This is a genomic window from Winogradskyella ursingii, from assembly GCF_013403975.1.
GTDB lineage: Bacteria > Bacteroidota > Bacteroidia > Flavobacteriales > Flavobacteriaceae > Winogradskyella > Winogradskyella ursingii.
In genome coordinates this window covers 303,984-321,978 of sequence record NZ_JABFDH010000003.1, presented here as the reverse complement: position 1 = coordinate 321,978, position 17,995 = coordinate 303,984, and the positions used below count along the sequence as shown (strand labels likewise).

General features: G+C 34.5%; 16 protein-coding genes. 15 read left to right on the top strand and 1 reads right to left on the bottom strand.

The genetic code is table 11. From position 1 onward, the window contains the following. Nucleotides 1-78: 78 nt before the first annotated feature. The gene (gene porX / locus HM983_RS08825) at nt 79-1,632 is read right to left on the bottom strand and encodes a T9SS response regulator signal transducer PorX (protein WP_179345052.1); all 1,554 of its coding nucleotides are present in this window, start codon (nt 1,630-1,632) and stop codon (nt 79-81) included. 35 nt (nt 1,633-1,667) lie between these two features. Here porX and HM983_RS08820 point away from each other — a divergent pair, with 35 nt between their 5' ends. The 15 genes from HM983_RS08820 (at nt 1,668) to hisB (ending at nt 17,933) form a co-directional block, all read left to right on the top strand. Beyond that, nucleotides 1,668-2,897, top strand: coding sequence for an HD domain-containing protein (locus tag HM983_RS08820; RefSeq protein WP_179345051.1), 1,230 nt, complete (start codon nt 1,668-1,670; stop codon nt 2,895-2,897). 141 nt (nt 2,898-3,038) lie between these two features. Then, nucleotides 3,039-4,067, top strand: coding sequence for a UDP-3-O-(3-hydroxymyristoyl)glucosamine N-acyltransferase (lpxD, locus tag HM983_RS08815; RefSeq protein WP_179345050.1), 1,029 nt, complete (start codon nt 3,039-3,041; stop codon nt 4,065-4,067). Continuing rightward, nucleotides 4,054-5,460, top strand: coding sequence for a bifunctional UDP-3-O-[3-hydroxymyristoyl] N-acetylglucosamine deacetylase/3-hydroxyacyl-ACP dehydratase (locus HM983_RS08810; RefSeq protein WP_179345049.1), 1,407 nt, complete (start codon nt 4,054-4,056; stop codon nt 5,458-5,460). The genes lpxD and HM983_RS08810 overlap by 14 nt, the downstream gene beginning before the upstream one ends. A gap of 10 nt (nt 5,461-5,470) precedes the next feature. Continuing rightward, a complete protein-coding gene (gene lpxA, locus HM983_RS08805) occupies nt 5,471-6,256 on the top strand; it encodes an acyl-ACP--UDP-N-acetylglucosamine O-acyltransferase (RefSeq protein ID WP_179345048.1) in 786 nt (261 codons plus the stop codon). 71 nt (nt 6,257-6,327) lie between these two features. Further along, nucleotides 6,328-6,894, top strand: a complete 567-nt coding sequence (efp, locus tag HM983_RS08800; RefSeq protein ID WP_179345047.1) for an elongation factor P — start codon at nt 6,328-6,330, stop codon at nt 6,892-6,894. A gap of 72 nt (nt 6,895-6,966) precedes the next feature. After that, complete coding sequence (locus tag HM983_RS08795) at nt 6,967-7,902, top strand: UDP-3-O-(3-hydroxymyristoyl)glucosamine N-acyltransferase (protein ID WP_179345046.1); 936 nt, start codon at nt 6,967-6,969, stop codon at nt 7,900-7,902. Beyond that, on the top strand, nt 7,899-8,312 hold the full coding sequence (locus tag HM983_RS08790; RefSeq protein ID WP_246277490.1) for a nuclear transport factor 2 family protein: 414 nt from the start codon (nt 7,899-7,901) through the stop codon (nt 8,310-8,312). The genes HM983_RS08795 and HM983_RS08790 overlap by 4 nt, the downstream gene beginning before the upstream one ends. A 73-nt stretch (nt 8,313-8,385) precedes the next feature. Then, complete coding sequence (gene sucD, locus HM983_RS08785; protein WP_179345045.1) at nt 8,386-9,258, top strand: succinate--CoA ligase subunit alpha; 873 nt, start codon at nt 8,386-8,388, stop codon at nt 9,256-9,258. A gap of 239 nt (nt 9,259-9,497) precedes the next feature. Further along, complete coding sequence (fabG, locus tag HM983_RS08780; protein ID WP_179345044.1) at nt 9,498-10,244, top strand: 3-oxoacyl-[acyl-carrier-protein] reductase; 747 nt, start codon at nt 9,498-9,500, stop codon at nt 10,242-10,244. A gap of 64 nt (nt 10,245-10,308) precedes the next feature. Beyond that, nucleotides 10,309-12,342 carry a VWA domain-containing protein gene (locus tag HM983_RS08775; RefSeq protein ID WP_179345043.1) on the top strand — a complete coding sequence of 678 codons (2,034 nt, stop codon included), beginning with the start codon at nt 10,309-10,311 and terminating at the stop codon, nt 12,340-12,342. A gap of 10 nt (nt 12,343-12,352) precedes the next feature. After that, the gene (locus tag HM983_RS08770; RefSeq protein WP_179345042.1) at nt 12,353-13,168 is read left to right on the top strand and encodes a prohibitin family protein; all 816 of its coding nucleotides are present in this window, start codon (nt 12,353-12,355) and stop codon (nt 13,166-13,168) included. Between the two features lie 242 nt (nt 13,169-13,410). After that, nucleotides 13,411-14,268: an ATP phosphoribosyltransferase gene (gene hisG, locus HM983_RS08765; RefSeq protein WP_179345041.1), complete on the top strand. Its 858-nt coding sequence runs from the start codon at nt 13,411-13,413 to the stop codon at nt 14,266-14,268. Between the two features lies 1 nt (nt 14,269). Further along, nucleotides 14,270-15,559 carry a histidinol dehydrogenase gene (gene hisD, locus HM983_RS08760; protein ID WP_179345040.1) on the top strand — a complete coding sequence of 430 codons (1,290 nt, stop codon included), beginning with the start codon at nt 14,270-14,272 and terminating at the stop codon, nt 15,557-15,559. An 80-nt stretch (nt 15,560-15,639) separates the two neighbouring features. Beyond that, a complete protein-coding gene (gene hisC, locus HM983_RS08755; RefSeq protein WP_179345039.1) occupies nt 15,640-16,689 on the top strand; it encodes a histidinol-phosphate transaminase in 1,050 nt (349 codons plus the stop codon). A 107-nt stretch (nt 16,690-16,796) separates the two neighbouring features. Next, a complete protein-coding gene (gene hisB, locus HM983_RS08750; protein WP_179345038.1) occupies nt 16,797-17,933 on the top strand; it encodes a bifunctional histidinol-phosphatase/imidazoleglycerol-phosphate dehydratase HisB in 1,137 nt (378 codons plus the stop codon). Nucleotides 17,934-17,995: the final 62 nt, after the last annotated feature.

Here is a 17,995-nt window from a genome sequence, read left to right as displayed (position 1 = left end):
GTTTACAATGTTAGCAATAATTAATCAGATAACCTAAGAAAAATTGCGTTTCGTCGGATTTTTATGCCTTTAAGGGATTTATTTGGGGTCTAATACCACAAATGGGATAATCATTTCCTCTAAAGAGACACCTCCATGTTGGTACGTATTTCTGTAATAACTTACATAATGATTAAAATTATTTGGATACGCCAAAAACAAATCACCCTTGGCAAAAATAAAAGAGCTGCTCATGGTAAGGGCAGGTAAATGGACAGTTTTAGGATCTTTAATGGCAAGCACATCTTTATCTTGGTAGGTAAGACTTCGTCCTGTTTTGTACCTTAGATTTAAACTTGTGTCTCGATCTCCAATAACTTTTGATGGTGCTTTAACGTTGATGGTCCCATGGTCTGTGGTTAATATCAGTTTGAATCCTAGTTGTTGTGATAATTGAATCATTTCTAATAACGGAGAATTTTTGAACCAACTTACTGTAAGTGAGCGATACGCTTTGTCATTAGAGGCGAGTTCCTTAACTACTTCCATTTCCGTTTTGGAATGTGAAAGCATATCTACAAAATTATAGACTACCACGTTGAGATCATTTTCTTTTAAAGACCTGAAGTTTTCAACTAATTTTTTACCGGATTTAAGATTGGTGATTTTGTGGTATTCGTGTTTTATATGATTTAATCCTAAACGTTTAAGCTGTGATTTTAAAAAGTCATCTTCGTGCATGTTTTTTCCTCCATCATCAGTATCGTTTTTCCAATACTCTGGAAACAATTGTTCCATATCGGCTGGCATTAATCCAGAAAATATAGCATTACGTGCATATTGTGTCGCTGTTGGCAAAATGCTAAAAAAGGAATGTTCTGAAGTTTTTTTGTAGTAATTATTTACAATAGGTTCAAAAGCTTTCCATTGATCGTATCTTAAATTATCAATAACGATGAGAAGCGTAGGCTGTTTGTCACTCAATTCTGGAACAATTTTTTCCTTAAATAGAGTGTGCGACATTACTGGAGCATCTGCTTTTGGCTCGAACCAGTCTTCATAATTTTTTTCTATAAACTTACCAAACTGCATATTGGCTTCAGTTTTTTGGGATTCAAGAATATCGGTCATCCCAACGTCTTCTATGCCTTCTAGTTGAAGCTCCCAGTAAATGAGTTTTTGATAGAGCTCTACCCATTCTTCATAAGAATTTACCATAGACAGATCCATAGCAATTTTTCTAAATTCTTGCTGGTAATTAGAAGTAGTTTTTTCTGAAATCAAACGCGAATGATCCAAATTCTTTTTAAGGCTCAATAAAATTTGGTTTGGATTTACTGGTTTTATCAAGTAATCCGCAATTTTACTACCTATAGCTTCTTCCATAATATATTCTTCCTCACTTTTGGTAATCATAACCACAGGAAGATTAGCGCGACGCTCTTTAATTTCTGTCAATGTTTCCAAGCCTGTAAGACCTGGCATGTTTTCATCCAAAAACACGATATCAAAATTGGTGTCATCCAGTATTTCCAAGGCTTCAGTACCGCTTTGGCATTTGGTGACTTTATATTGTTTTTGTTCTAAAAAGAGGATATGGGGTTTTAGCAAATCAATTTCGTCGTCAACCCAAAGAATATTTATAGTGTTCATGTATATTTGTTTATAATTTATAGAATGTAAAGCTTTTGAAGTCTAATAACAAACTCAAAATATTTAACGATCCAATTTACGGTTTTATTACGATTCCGAATTCGGTCATTTTCGATTTAATTCAGCATAAATACTTTCAGAGATTACGTCGTATCAGCCAAATGGGATTATCTTATTTAGTATATCCTGGTGCGCATCACACACGTTTTCATCATGCATTGGGAAGTATGCATCTAATGCAAAAAGCGGTGAACGTACTACGCTTTAAGGGTGTTGAGATTTCTAAAGATGAAGAAAACGCACTTTTCATCGCTATTTTATTACACGATATTGGCCATGGGCCATTTTCGCATGCTATGGAAAATAGCATCGTAAATAATGTATCTCACGAAGAAATATCGCTGCGTTTTATGCAAACCCTAAATGAAGAGTTTAACGGAAGTTTAACGTTGGCTATTTCAATTTTTAAAGGTGAATACGGCAGAAAATTTATGTGTCAGTTAATTTCCAGTCAATTAGACATGGATAGGGCTGATTATCTTAAAAGGGATAGTTTTTATACTGGTGTAGCTGAAGGTAACGTAAATAGCGAACGGTTAATTACAATGCTTAACGTAGTGGATGACGGGTTGGTAGTTGAGGAGAAAGGTATTTACAGTGTCGAAAAATTCCTAATCGCGAGACGTTTTATGTACTGGCAAGTGTATTTACACAAAACCGGAGTTGTGGCAGAACAATTATTAATGCGAATTTTACAACGCGCCAAAGAACTAGTTGTCCAAGGCACCGATTTAAAATGTAGTGAATCATTAATGTTTTTTTTAAAATCTGAAATCACCTCAGAGAATTTCAATCTCGAAACCTTAAAAACATTTGCAAATCTAGACGATTATGATATCGTTTCAGCAATGAAAGATTGGCAATATAACGAGGATTTTGTACTTAGTAATCTTTGCGAAATGATTATTAATAGAGATTTGCTTAAAATAAAATTAAAAAACAAACCTATTGCCGCAAAGGCACTATTAACGCATTCCGAAGCGTTAAAAACTAAGTACAACATCTCTAAGCATGAAGCAGACTATTTTGTATTTATGGGTAAGATCACCAATCAAGCCTATCAAAATAACAAACAGAACATAAATATTTTGCTTAAATCAGGAAAAGTAAAAGATATTGTTAAGGCAACAGACCAATTAAATCTCAAAGCGCTCAGTAAACCAGTAACTAAATATTATATCTGCTATCCTAAAAAGAGAATGTGATACATTTTTTCTATTTTTGCGGAAGACCAACCATACTATAAAATCAGATAATTGAAACATTCGTACTTAAATATTAAAATTGAAAGAGACTTGTTGTTCGAAATGTTCCATGTGACCATTGAAAATAATATATAGAAACACATGAAATTTACAGCAGAACAAATTGCAGGTATATTAGAAGGAACTGTAGTTGGCGACCCAAATGTAGAAGTGTCTAAACTCGCAAAAATTGAAGAAGGCATTCCAGGATCATTAACATTTTTGGCCAACCCAAAATACAAATCATATATATATAGTACAAAAGCATCTATTACAATAGTAAATTCAGATTTTACAGCAGAAGAAGACCTAGAAACCACATTGATTAAGGTAGATGATGCTTATGGTGCTTTTACTAAACTCTTAGAATATTACAACCAAATTAAATTGAACAAATCAGGAATAGAACAACCTAGTTTTATTTCAGATACTGCAGAGATTGGAGATAATATATATATAGGAGCATTTACCTATGTTGGTGACAGTGTAAAATTAGGTGAAAATGTAAAAATTTTTCCTAATTCATATATTGGCGATAATGTAACTATTGGAGATAACACTATTGTGTTTTCTGGTGCTAAGATATATTCGGATTGTGTTATCGGAAAAAATTGTGTTATTAACTCTGGTGCCATTATTGGTGCCGATGGATTTGGTTTTATGCCAAATGAAAAAGGAGAATATAATAAGGTGCCGCAGATAGGTAACGTAATTTTAGAAGATTTTGTAGATATTGGTGCAGGAACAACAATAGACAGAGCTACTTTAGGTTCTACTGTTATAAAAAGCGGTGTAAAGTTAGACAATCAAATACAGATAGCACACAATGTAGAGATTGGCAAAAATACTGTGATTGCAGCACAAACAGGTGTTGCAGGTTCTACTAAAATTGGTGAAAATTGCCAAATTGGTGGACAAGTAGGTATAGCAGGGCACTTAACTATTGGTAGCAATGTGAAAGTTCAGGCGCAGTCGGGAATAGGCAGAAATGTAAAAGATAATGAAGTCCTGCAAGGTTCTCCGTCATTTGGATATACAGATTGGAATAAATCCTATGTCTATTTCAAAAACTTGCCAAAACTTGTAAAAACAATAAACGATTTAGAAAAGAAAGTCGATGGGAATAATTAAAACAGAAATCAAGCAAAAAACCATTGAGAAAGAAGTCACACTTAAAGGCGTTGGACTTCATACAGGCGCTAATGTAAATTTGGTATTTAAGCCAGGTGAAGAAAACTCGGGATTCATTTTTCAGCGAGTGGACTTAGAGGGCAGCCCAAAAATTGAAGCGGACGCCAATTATGTAACTAATACCCAAAGAGGTACATGTCTTGAAAAGAACGGAGTCTCAATAAAAACCTGCGAGCACGTGCTAGCAGCACTGGTAGGCTTAGACTTGGACAATGTAATTATAGAATTGGACGCATCAGAACCACCAATTATGGACGGTTCTTCAAAATTCTTTGTAGAGGCTTTGGAGAAAGCTGGTATTTCTGAACAAGATGCGTTGAGAGAAGAATATGAAGTAACGGAAGTCGTATCCTATACTGATGAAGAATCTGGAAGCGAAATTATCTTAATGCCATCCAATACATACCAGATTACTACCATGGTAGATTTTGGAACTAAAGTATTGGGCACACAGAATGCTACATTAAATTCAATTTCAGACTTTAAAAAAGACATCGCAGATTCTAGAACTTTTAGTTTTCTTCATGAAATTGAAATGCTTCTTGAAAATGGACTCATTAAGGGTGGCGATCTAAATAACGCAATTGTGTATGTAGATAAAGAACTATCTCCAGAAACAATGGAAAGACTCCGCGTGGCATTCAATAAAGATAGTATTGCAGTTAAGCCAAACGGGATTTTAGATAACTTAACATTACACCATCCTAATGAAGCTGCGAGGCATAAGTTATTGGATGTAGTAGGTGATTTGGCTTTGGTGGGTACCAGAATTAAAGGAAAAGTTATTGCCAATAAACCCGGACACTTTGTGAACACTCAATTTGCAAAGAAATTATCTAAAATCATTAAAAACGAAAGACGTAACAATGTTCCTCATATAGATGTGAATTCAGAGCCTTTAATGGATGTGAATCAAATAATGAACATGTTACCTCACAGACAGCCTTTTTTATTATTGGATAAAGTTTTTGAGCTTACCGACAATCACGTTATTGGCCTCAAAAATGTAACCATGAACGAGGAATTCTTTAAAGGGCATTTTCCTGGAGCACCTGTAATGCCTGGTGTTTTAATAATAGAAGCTATGGCGCAGACAGGCGGAATTTTAGTTCTAAGCACTGTGCCAGATCCTGAAAATTACTTGACATTTTTTATGAAAATGGACAATGTAAAGTTTAAACAAAAAGTGGTGCCTGGAGATACGCTTATATTTAAATGTTCTTTAATTACACCAATCAGAAGAGGGATTTGCCATATGCAAGGTTACGCATATGCTAATGGAAAATTATGTGCAGAAGCCGAATTGATGGCGCAAATATCAAAAGTAAAATAAATTTTAAAAAATGAACCAACCTTTAGCATACGTACATCCTGGAGCAAAAATCGCTAAGAATGTTGTTATAGAACCTTTCACCACAATTCATAATAATGTTATAATTGGTGAAGGCACATGGATTGGAAGTAATGTAACCATTATGGAAGGTGCGCGTATCGGTAAAAATTGCAATATATTTCCTGGAGCTGTGATTTCAGCTGTACCACAGGATTTAAAATATAACGACGAAGATACTACTGTAGAAATCGGTGATAATGTTACTATTAGAGAATGTGTCACCATTAATAGAGGTACAACGGACAAAATGAAAACAGTAATTGGTAACAATTGCCTTATTATGGCCTATTGTCACATTGCCCACGATTGTTTTGTGGGTAACAACTGTATTTTTTCCAATAATAGCACATTAGCAGGTCATATTACTGTAGGTGATTATGTGGTATTGGCTGGAATGACAGCCGTGCATCAATTCTGTTCCATTGGCAATCATGCCTTTGTCACTGGTGGTTCTTTGGTTCGTAAAGACGTTCCTCCGTATGTTAAAGCAGCAAGAGAACCGTTATCTTACGTTGGGATAAATTCTGTTGGTTTGAGAAGAAGAGGTTATACTTCAGATAAAATCAGGGAAATTCAAGATATTTATAGAATTCTGTATCAAAAAAATTATAACAATACGCAGGCTTCTGATTTAATAGAAGCCGAAATGGAAGCTACACCAGAACGGGATGAAATACTCCAATTTATAAAGAACTCACATCGAGGAATTATGAAGGGCTATTTCAAATCTAACTAAATTCAATGTTAGAAGCCTTAATAAAAGAGCAAACAAGTATCAACTTTAAGAATTAACAACTAAAAAAAATAATGGCAACAACTTCAGATATAAGAAATGGACTTTGTATAAGATACAATAATGACATTTATAAAATTATAGAATTCTTACATGTAAAGCCTGGGAAGGGACCTGCATTTGTAAGAACAAAAATGAAAAGTGTAACAACAGGTAAGGTTTTAGATAACACATTTTCAGCAGGACATAAGATAGAGGATGTGAGAGTTGAAACTCATAAATTTCAGTATTTATATGCTGATGGTGAGTTCTACCATTTTATGAATGAAGCAGACTATACACAAATTCGCTTACTAGAGTCTGCATTGGATAGGCCAGATTTATTAAAAGAAGGAGAAATCGTTACCATCCAAATCAACACAGAAGATAATATGCCTCTTTCGGTAGATATGCCGGCTTATGTAGAATTAGAAGTGACGCACACGGAGCCAGGGGTAAAAGGTAATACAGCAACCAATGCTACGAAACCGGCAACCGTCGAAACAGGTGCAGAGGTTAACGTTCCTCTGTTTATTAATGAAGGGGATAAAATTAAAATTGAAACAGATAAGGGCACTTATAAAGAACGTGTAAAAGAATAAAATCACTAAAAACGAGCCAGGATATTAATTACTGCGACTTGTACTGGACTTGTTTCAGTAACTAAGGAATTTATGAAATTTCCAAAACCATATACTTTAAAAGAAATTGCAAATTTAATAAGTTGCAAATACGTTGGCCAAGATGATTTTCCGATTCTTGGTATGAATGAAATCCATGTCGTAGAATCTGGAGATATCGTTTTTGTAGATCATCCAAAATATTATGATAAAGCTTTGAATTCTGAAGCTACCATCATATTAATTAATAAAGAAGTTGATTGTCCAGTAGCCAAAGCTTTATTGATTTCAGATGACCCATTTCGTGATTTCAATAAGCTAACGAGTCATTTCAATCCATTTAAACCATCAAATGCTTCTATATCAGATTCAGCTAAAATAGGAAGTGATACCATTATACAGCCTAATTGCTTTATAGGAAATAATGTAACGATTGGTAACAATTGTATTATACATTCTAACGTAAGCATTTACGATGATGCTGTTATTGGAGATAATGTTACCATTCATTCAGGCACAGTTTTGGGCGCTAGCGCATTTTACTATAAAAATAGACCAAGTGGTTATGACCAGCTCAAATCCGGTGGACGTGTTATCATTAAGAACCATGTCGATATAGGTGCGCTTTGTACAATAGATCGAGGAGTTACAGGAGATACGACTATTGGCGAAGGATCTAAATTAGATAACCAAATACAAGTAGGTCATGATACTATAATTGGTAAAAACTGTTTAATTGCGTCTCAAGTAGGTATAGCTGGTTGCGTGGTAATTGAAGATGGAGTGACTATTTGGGGTCAAGTAGGTATTACTAGCGGTATAACTATAGGTTCAAAAGCGGTAATATCGGCACAATCGGGTGTGAGTAAATCTCTCGAAGGAAATAAGAGCTATTTCGGTACACCAGCTGAAGACTTTAGGTCTAAATACAAAGAAATTGCTTCAATTAAAAGAATACCAGAAATATTAGAACAACTAAAAAACAAATGATGTCAGCAAAAGAATTAGTTAAAGCATTTTATAATTCCGACTTGGCTAACAACGCTAATGTGGTAGCCGAATTTTTTCATGAGAAAAGCGAGTTACATTGGACTAGTAGTCAGGGTTTCACCTTGTTGAAGTATAACGATATTAAAAAGTTTTTCAAAGGTACAAGAGAATCATATACTGCTTTACGTTTTGAATTTACCCATTTTATCGAAGTAAATAATACGGTCATAACAAGGCATACATTATTCGCTAACACGATAGAAAATCCTGATAGCGAAATTGCGTTAGCTCATTTTGCTACAATTTGGGAAGTTAAGGATGGAAAACTTTATAGAGGTTATGAGATTAGTCATCAGGCTAACGAAAACAATCAATCAAGCATGAAATCCTACACCGAAAGAAAAATTTAAAAAGTGGTCGCAATTGCGTATCAAAAAACTTATTTTTGCACAACATAAAACAACTTAAAAACAGAAATTTATAATGAGCGTTTTAGTCAATAAAGATTCTAATATTATTGTACAAGGTTTTACAGGTAGTGAAGGCACATTTCATGCAGAACAGATGATCGAATACGGAACCAATGTTGTTGGTGGTGTTACTCCTGGCAAAGGAGGGCAAACCCATTTAGACAAACCCGTTTTTAATACTGTATCTGAAGCTGTGGAGAAAGTAGGTGCAGATACAACCATCATTTTTGTACCACCAGCGTTTGCCGCTGACGCCATAATGGAAGCTGCGGATGCAGGTATTAAAGTAATTATAACAATTACTGAAGGAATTCCTGTTGGTGATATGATTAAAGCTGCAGACTATATTAAAGATAAAGATTGCCGTTTAATTGGTCCTAATTGCCCAGGTGTCATTACTCCAGGTGAAGCAAAAGTAGGTATTATGCCAGGTTTTGTGTTTAAAAAAGGAAAAGTAGGAATCGTTTCAAAATCAGGAACGTTAACATATGAGGCAGCAGACCAAGTTGTAAAGCAAGGACTGGGAATAACAACAGCCATTGGTATTGGTGGAGACCCAATCATTGGTACTACAACTAAAGAAGCTGTTGAGCTTTTGATCAACGACCCAGAAACAGAAGCTGTAGTCATGATTGGTGAAATTGGCGGACAATTGGAAGCTGATGCAGCAAATTGGTATAAAGAAAGTGGAAGTAAAAAACCAGTTGTAGGATTTATTGCGGGTGAAACTGCACCTGCTGGTCGTACAATGGGTCATGCTGGAGCTATTGTTGGTGGCAGCGATGATACGGCTCAAGCCAAAAAGAAAATAATGAGAGCCTGTGGAATCCATGTTGTGGATTCGCCTGCTGAAATAGGCAAAAAAGTAGCCGAAGTTTTAGGCTAATCTGAATCATGTTTTTTGTTGTGACAAACATCAAAATTTGAATTACATGTAGTCTTAAAATCGTTTCAGGATCTCACATGAAACTGTTAAAAACCTTACAAAATCTTGTGAGGTTTTTTTATTTCTTGCAACTTGTAATCAGTAAATTTAGCCTTTAGTATTCCCTTCCTCTGAATGATTAAGGATGGCTTTTTTGAAACAGATTACCTATATTTGACAACTAACCGAACATATAAAATATGAAACTTTTAGAAGGAAAAACCGCAATAATAACAGGAGCCAGTCGAGGCATTGGTAGAGGAATTGCTCAAGTATTTGCAGAACATGGCGCTAATGTGGCATTTACATACAGTTCTTCAGTAGAAGCAGCAAATGAGCTTGAAAAAGAATTGAATAATAAAGGCATTAAAGCCAAAGGATATAAAAGTAACGCAGCAAGTTTTGACGAATCACAGAAATTGGCTGAAGACGTTTTATCTGAATTCGAATCTATTGATATTCTGGTCAACAATGCAGGTATAACTAAAGATAACCTCTTAATGCGAATGGCGGAAGAAGATTTTGATAAGGTAATAGAAGTGAATCTTAAATCAGTTTTTAACATGACAAAAGCTGTACAGCGCACAATGTTAAAACAACGTAAAGGCTCCATTATAAATATGAGCTCTGTTGTTGGCGTAAAAGGCAATGCAGGGCAAACAAACTATGCAGCATCAAAAGCTGGAATCATAGGGTTTTCAAAATCCGTAGCATTAGAATTAGGTTCGCGTAATATTCGCAGTAACGTTGTTGCACCAGGCTTCATCGAAACTGAAATGACGGAAAAGCTTGATGAAGAAACTGTAAAAGGTTGGAGAAACGCTATCCCATTAAAAAGAGGTGGCACACCTGAAGATATTGCCAATGCTTGCGTGTTTTTGGCAAGTGATTTAAGTGCTTATGTTACAGGACAAACATTAAATGTTGATGGTGGAATGCTCACATAATTCCGATTGCAGATTTTAGATTTTCGAACACGTAAATCTAAATTCATAAATCTAAAGTCAATTAATGCAAACAGAAACTATTGTATACATTATAGTCGCAGCAATAACAGCGCTTTCAATAGCGCTGTTTCAGTATGTGTATAAATCTAAAATAAAGTCTAAATTAAAATATGCGCTAACAGCATTACGCACAGTTTCAATATTATGTTTATTGTTGTTGCTCATTAACCCTAAGTTTGAATCAAACAACTATTTTAATGAGAAACCAACATTAGTTATCGCAGCTGACAATTCGGAATCAATTGCTTATTTAAATCAAGATGACAATACGAGAGCTATACGTGAAACATTTTTAAATAATACAGAATTAAATGAGCGCTTCAACATTGAAAATTATACATTCGGTAAAGCAGTAAACAATTCTGATAGTTTAAATTTTAACGAACGACAGTCTAATCTTTCAAATGCCCTAAAGCAATTAGGAGAGGTCTATGCCAATCAGATTGCTCCAATCGTAGTAATTTCCGATGGAAATCAGACATATGGAACAGATTATAGCTATTTGGGTAAAACGGTGAAACAACCTATATATCCAATCATACTTGGGGATTCTACATTGTATTCAGATTTAAGTATAAGACAGTTGAATGTTAATAGATATGTATTTTTAAAGAATAGATTTCCTATTGAAATTATAGCCAATTACAGTGGTAGCGAAACAGTAAATACCGAACTCAAAATTTGGTCAGGAAATTCTGTGATCTACAGAAAGCCTATTCAATTTAATTCAACTAAAAATTCCGAAATTATTTCAACAACGCTATTAGCAAGTAGTGTTGGCGTTAAGACTTATAGAGCGGAATTGGTACCCTTAGAGAATGAAAAAAATACTGTTAATAACACCAAAAATTTTGGGGTAGAGGTTATTGATCAAAAAACAAATATTGCTATCATATATGACAGATTGCATCCAGATTTAGGTGCTCTCAAAAAATCAATTGAAAGTAATGAACAGCGCAGTGTTTCATTTTTAAAACCAAAAGAATATTTGGTAAAAATTAATGATTTTCAATTAGTTATTTTGTATCAACCAAATAATAACTTTAGGTCGATTTTGGATGTGATTAGAACACAAAACATCAATACGTTCTCTATTACAGGTACAACTACTGATTTCAATTTGTTGAACAATTCACAATCCTATTTTTATCAAACAATTACAAATCAATCTGAAAATTATCAACCGACCATAAATAAAAATTACAGCACGTTTATTATTGATAATATTAATTTTAATGATTACCCACCGTTAAAATCGGAATTTGGTTCAACAGAATTTCTAGTGCCCAACTCGACTTTTCTATTTAAAACGGTCAATGGGATAACGACCAATGAACCGCTTCTATCCACGTTTGAAAGCGACAACACTAAGCATGCATTGCTAAGTGGTGAAGGTATTTGGAGATGGCGAGCACAAAGCTTTCTAGACACAGAGAGTTTTACGGATTTTGATAATTTCATGGGCAAATTAGTTCAATATTTAAGCAGCAATAAAAAGCGAAAGCGACTTAATATCGATTACAAATCTTTTTATAACGGAAATGACGATGTGGTGATTTCAGCGCAATACTTCAACAAAAGTTTTGAGTTTGATCCTAACGCTGCATTGACCGTAACTTTAAAAAACAAGAAAACAGAAGCCATTACGGAGACGCCCTTATTATTAAGCAACACCAATTATACAGTAGATTTGAGCGGCATTGAAGCAGGTGCGTACGATTTTACGGTAAAACACAATTCTGAAGCTGTAAGTGCTTCAGGTAGCTTTGAGGTTTTGGAATATAATGTAGAACAGCAATTTTTAAACGCAGATATTAATAAGCTAAAATATTTAGCCGCAGAAAGTGGTGGACAAGCATATTTTATTACACAAAGTAATCGTCTTATTGATAATTTACTCGAAGATAAAAGGTACATGACCATTCAAAAAAGCACCAAAAATATCGTACCTTTGATCGACTGGAAATATCTTCTTGGCCTTATGGCATTAAGTCTTTTTGCTGAGTGGTTCATCAGAAAATATAACGGATTAATATAAAAACTAAACTATGGAAAGATTACCAAAAATTGGCATACCAATTATTATCGGAATTATTATTTTAATTATCGTAATTGCAAAATCTGCAGTAACAATTGACTCAGGAGAAGCAGGTGTGCTGTTTAAAACCTTCGGTGAAGGTGTGGTTGTGGACGAACCACCTTTGGCAGAGGGATTTCATATTGTGGCACCTTGGAATAAGGTGTTTATATATGAAGTGCGTCAACAAGAATTATTCGAAAAAATGAAGGTGCTTTCTTCTAATGGTCTCGAAATCCAAATTGACGCTTCAGCTTGGTACGAGCCAGTATATTCGGATTTAGGTAAATTGCATCAAAATCTAGGAGAAAATTATTTACAACGAGTTATCCAGCCAGCCATCAGATCTGCAGCGAGAAGTGTTGTTGGTCGTTATACGCCAGAGCAATTGTATTCTAGTAAAAGAGATGCTATTCAAGATGAAATTTTTGAGGAAACAAAACTCATTTTAGAAAAGCAATTCGTTCAGTTAAATGAAGTTTTAGTAAGAGATGTTACTTTACCAAATACCATAAAAGAGGCGATTGAGCGTAAGTTAAGGCAAGAGCAGGAATCTTTAGAGTACGAATTTAGATTGGTAACCGCATCAAAAGAAGCTGAGAAAGTACGTATTGAAGCACAAGGTAAAGCAGATGCCAACCGTATTTTAAGTGCATCGTTAACAGATAAGATTTTGCAGGATAAGGGTATTGATGCTACAATTAAGCTGTCGCAATCATCTAACAGTAAAGTCATTGTTATTGGCTCTGGAGATTCTGGAATGCCAATAATTCTAGGCAATCAATAGTCTTAACAAAAAATTAATGAGTATCGATTAGGAATTTTAAATTTATTTTCACAATCTTTGCTCAGACAAAAAATAAAATGACATTTATTCAAACACATCATCATTTTCATATCATCGCTCAAGCGAGGTGAAAATGTATTGAATAAATTCAAAAAATATATTTTAAAAACCCGTTTGAGATTTCATTCGGGTTTTTTGTTTTCAAAAACCACTTTGAAATCTTGAACACTATTGAAACTAAAATGAACAAACTAAAAATTGCAGTACAAAAATCGGGACGTTTACACGAAGACTCCATGATGATTCTTAAGGAGATAGGAATCTCTATAGACAACGGAAAAGACCAATTAAAAGCATCGGCACGTAATTTCCCTTTAGAAGTATTTTATTTGAGAAATGGTGATATTCCACAATATTTAAGAGATGGAGTGGTTGATGCAGCTATCATCGGAGAAAATGTATTGATAGAAAAAGGACACGATATAAGCATTGTAGAGCGATTGGGCTTTTCAAAATGCAAAGTATCCATTGCAGTTCCAAAAGCTTCCAAAGCTAAAAGTTTGAAAGATTTAGAGGGTAAGCGCATAGCCACCTCATATCCAAATACAGTTAATCAATTTTTAGAAAAGGCAGGAGTGAAAGCCAACCTTCACATCATTAACGGTTCGGTTGAAATTGCACCTAACATTGGGTTAGCAGATGGTATTTGCGATATTGTTTCGAGCGGTAGCACGCTGTTTAAAAACGGTTTAAAAGAAGTAGAGGTGTTGCTTCAATCTGAAGCAGTTTTAGCAACATCTCCTCAAATTTCAAAAGAAAATCAGGAACGAATAGATAAGCTTCAGTTTAGATTAAAATCTGTTTTAAGAGGTAGAGAAAACAAATATGTATTGCTTAATGCTCCAAATGATAATTTGGAGGCCATTATTAATATTTTACCTGGCATGAAGAGCCCAACAGTTTTACCCTTAGCACAAGAAGGCTGGAGTTCAATTCATTCAGTAATTAATAAGAATGATTTTTGGAATGTCATTGATGAGCTAAAAGCCAATGGGGCAGAAGGTATTTTGGTATGTCCGATTGAAAATATGGTGTTGTAATATGAAATTATACGAAAATCCAGATAAGAAGGTTTGGCCAGAAATATTAAAAAGACCAACTAAAGCGCTTGATGAAATTGAATCTACCGTTAATCAAATCTTTAATGAGGTCAAGTCTCAAGGTGATAAAGCAATTGAAAAATATACCTTAAAATTTGATGGTGTTGAACTTCAGGATAACGTAGTTACATCAGTTGAGATTCATGAAGCTATAAATAATGTTTCAAAAGAACTTAAAAGAGCTATACAATTAGCAAAATCAAATATTGAAAAATTTCACAAAGCTCAACAAACAGATAAAGTCCATGTAGAAACCATGGAAGGAGTAGAATGTTGGCAAGAAAAACGTCCAATTCAAAAAGTTGGTTTGTATATTCCGGGTGGTACTGCTCCTTTATTTTCAACGGTTTTAATGTTGGTTATTCCCGCAAAAATAGCTGGATGCAAGGAAATTGTATTGTGCTCTCCACCAAATAAAGAAGGTAAAATAGCGGATGAAATTTTATTTGCTGCAGATTTATGTGGAGCTACCAAAATTATAAAAACAGGAGGCATTCAGGCGATTGCCGGATTAACATTTGGGACTAAAACCATTCCGCAGGTATATAAAATTTTCGGACCAGGAAATCAATTTGTAACCGTGGCAAAACAATTAGCTACTAAATATGGTGTTGCTATTGACATGCCAGCAGGTCCAAGCGAACTTTTGGTAATGGCAGATGAAACAGCAAATGTTGGATTTGTAGCGTCTGATTTATTAAGTCAAGCCGAACATGGGAGCGACAGCCAAGTAATATTAGTTACTACTTCAAAAGCATTGGCAGTGCATGTTAATCTTGAAGTTGAAAAGCAATTGGAAGATTTACCAAGAAAAGTCATGGCAAGAGATGCAATTTCCAATTCAAAATTAATAGTAGTCGATAATTTTGAAATAGCTTTAGATTTAATCGATAGTTACGGTCCTGAACACTTTATCGTAGCCACTGAAAACAACGATTTTTTTGTTGAGAATATAGGAAACGCAGGTTCAGTTTTTATTGGAAACTATACTCCAGAAAGTGCAGGAGATTATGCTTCTGGCACTAATCATACCTTACCTACCAATGGATTTTCAAAAGCATATTCAGGTGTAAATTTAGATAGTTTTCAAAAAAACATGACCTTTCAGAAAATTAGCAAAAAAGGAATTCAGAATATTGGGAATGCCATAGAATTAATGGCTGAGGCCGAAGGGTTACAGGCTCATAAACATGCAGTAACTTTACGACTTAAGGAATTAGAAAAAAATTAAATCACCTTACTTACAGTTATTTCGTTAAACAAGAAAAACTTTATCGACAGACTCAGTAGAGCTATGTAGAAGTATTAAAAATGAAACAAAAATTCAAGATAAATAATCTCTTAAGGGAGAACATTAAAAACATTAAACCTTATTCGTCAGCGCGCGATGAATACCAAGAGGTTAATACGGATATGGTATTTATCGATGCCAATGAAAATCCGTTTGAGACAGATGTTAATCGTTATCCAGACCCTCAGCAAACAAAGGTAAAGAACGTTCTGTCAGAATTAAAAGGTGTCCCAACCAACCAAATCCTGTTGGGTAATGGTAGCGATGAAGTTCTTGATTTAATATTCAGGGCTTTTTGTGATCCAAATAAAGATAACGTTATCACACTCCCACCAACATACGGTATGTATAATGTTTTAGCAAATCTTAACGCTATAGGTATTCAAGAAGTGCTTCTCAATAAAGATTTTGAACCGAATGTTGAAGCTATTTTAAATGCGCAGAATAAAAATTCGAAATTATTATTCATTTGTTCACCCAATAATCCAACAGCAAATAGTTTTGAAGCTTCAAAAATTGAAAATTTAATTAAAAATTTTGAAGGCATTGTTGTAGTTGATGAAGCTTATATTGATTTTTCAAATGAAGAAAGTTGGTTAAATCGATTAAATGATTTTCCGAATTTAATCATCACACAAACGCTATCAAAAGCCTATGGTTTAGCAGGAATTCGATTGGGAATTTGTTATGCTTCTACCGAAATTATTTCAGTGTTAAACAAAATTAAGCCACCATACAATATCAATCAGCTCACCCAAAATACAGCGTTAGAGCGTCTAAATTCAACTCAAAAAGTTAATAATGAAATTGAAGAAATTCTAAGTGAGCGAAATAAATTAATGGATGAATTAAAAACCATTTCGGTAGTTGAAAATGTTTACCCTTCCGATGCTAATTTCATACTGGCCAAAGTGGACAATGCCAATAAACGTTATAAAGAATTGGTGCAAAAGGGAGTAGTGGTGAGAAACAGAACGACACAGCCTTTGTGTGAAAATTGTTTGCGGTTCACAGTTGGAACTAAAGATGAAAATCAAAGGTTAGTAAAAATTTTAGAAAAATTAAATTGAGATTGTCATTACGCACTTGATGCGGAAATCACAATTAAGAAAATATAAACAGATTCCTGCCATAGTTTATCTTGAGCGATAAATGATATATAGGAATGATTAAGACTATGAAAAAACCAGTATTATTTATAGACAGAGACGGTACATTAATTAAAGAACCGGCTGATGAGCAAATCGACTCATTTGAAAAATTGGAGTTCTATCCGAAGGTATTTCAATATTTAAGTAAAATAGCGACAGAACTTAATTTTGAAATCGTAATGATTACCAATCAAGATGGTCTGGGAACGGAGGTTTATCCAGAAGCGACCTTTTGGCCAGTACATAATTTTGTTTTAAAAACTTTTGAAGCCGAAGGTGTGAAGTTTAAAGAACAATTTATAGACAGAACTTTCGCTAAGGACAATGCGCCAACTCGCAAACCCAATACTGGATTGTTGACTAAATATTTTTCCGAGGATTATGACTTGGCAAATTCATTTGTGATAGGTGATCGATTGACCGATGTGGAATTGGCTAAAAATTTAGGTGCAAAAGGTATATTTATAAACGATAACACCAATTTAGGGACAGACGAAGTAACTGTTGACAATTCGGAATTACAGCAATTTATTGCATTAGAAACTAATGATTGGAAGGAAATTTATACATTTCTCAAAACCACGGAACGCGTTGGGAATGTAGAGCGTAACACCAATGAAACAAAAATCAAAATAGAGCTCAATTTAGACGGAACAGGAAAAAGCGATATTAATACTGGCATCGCATTTTTTGATCACATGTTGGACCAAATTGCACGTCACGGTCAAATGGATTTAACCATTAAAGTTGATGGAGATTTAGAGGTCGATGAGCATCACACTATTGAAGACACAGCGATAGCTTTAGGAGAAGTGTTTGCCATGACATTAGGCAACAAGTTGGGAATAGAACGCTATGGATTTAGCCTACCAATGGACGATTGTCTGGCACAAGTGTCCATTGATTTTGGTGGTAGAAATTGGTTGGTTTGGGAAGCCGACTTTAAACGGGAAATGATTGGTAAAATGCCAACCGAAATGTTTTACCATTTCTTTAAATCCTTTACCGATGGAGCCAAATGCAATTTAAATATTAAATGTGAAGGCACAAATGAGCATCATAAGATTGAGGCAATCTTTAAAGCATTTGCAAAAGCTATTAAGATGGCTGTAAAACAAGATATTGAAAAAATGATTTTGCCTTCAACAAAAGGTGTGTTGTAAAAATCATTCCGACAGATTGAAGTGATATAGAATCTTAAAACAAGATTTCCCACATTCGTTCG

Coding starts and splice junctions, on each gene's coding strand:
- lpxA (WP_179345048.1), top strand. CDS start 5,471: ATGAACCAACCTTTAGCATACGTACATCCTGGAGCAAAAATCGCTAAG.
- HM983_RS08790 (WP_246277490.1), top strand. CDS start 7,899: ATGATGTCAGCAAAAGAATTAGTTAAAGCATTTTATAATTCCGACTTG.
- HM983_RS08770 (WP_179345042.1), top strand. CDS start 12,353: ATGGAAAGATTACCAAAAATTGGCATACCAATTATTATCGGAATTATT.
- porX (WP_179345052.1), bottom strand. CDS start 1,632: ATGAACACTATAAATATTCTTTGGGTTGACGACGAAATTGATTTGCTA.
- sucD (WP_179345045.1), top strand. CDS start 8,386: ATGAGCGTTTTAGTCAATAAAGATTCTAATATTATTGTACAAGGTTTT.
- HM983_RS08810 (WP_179345049.1), top strand. CDS start 4,054: ATGGGAATAATTAAAACAGAAATCAAGCAAAAAACCATTGAGAAAGAA.
- HM983_RS08775 (WP_179345043.1), top strand. CDS start 10,309: ATGCAAACAGAAACTATTGTATACATTATAGTCGCAGCAATAACAGCG.
- hisG (WP_179345041.1), top strand. CDS start 13,411: ATGAACAAACTAAAAATTGCAGTACAAAAATCGGGACGTTTACACGAA.
- fabG (WP_179345044.1), top strand. CDS start 9,498: ATGAAACTTTTAGAAGGAAAAACCGCAATAATAACAGGAGCCAGTCGA.
- hisB (WP_179345038.1), top strand. CDS start 16,797: ATGAAAAAACCAGTATTATTTATAGACAGAGACGGTACATTAATTAAA.
- lpxD (WP_179345050.1), top strand. CDS start 3,039: ATGAAATTTACAGCAGAACAAATTGCAGGTATATTAGAAGGAACTGTA.
- hisC (WP_179345039.1), top strand. CDS start 15,640: ATGAAACAAAAATTCAAGATAAATAATCTCTTAAGGGAGAACATTAAA.
- hisD (WP_179345040.1), top strand. CDS start 14,270: ATGAAATTATACGAAAATCCAGATAAGAAGGTTTGGCCAGAAATATTA.
- efp (WP_179345047.1), top strand. CDS start 6,328: ATGGCAACAACTTCAGATATAAGAAATGGACTTTGTATAAGATACAAT.
- HM983_RS08795 (WP_179345046.1), top strand. CDS start 6,967: ATGAAATTTCCAAAACCATATACTTTAAAAGAAATTGCAAATTTAATA.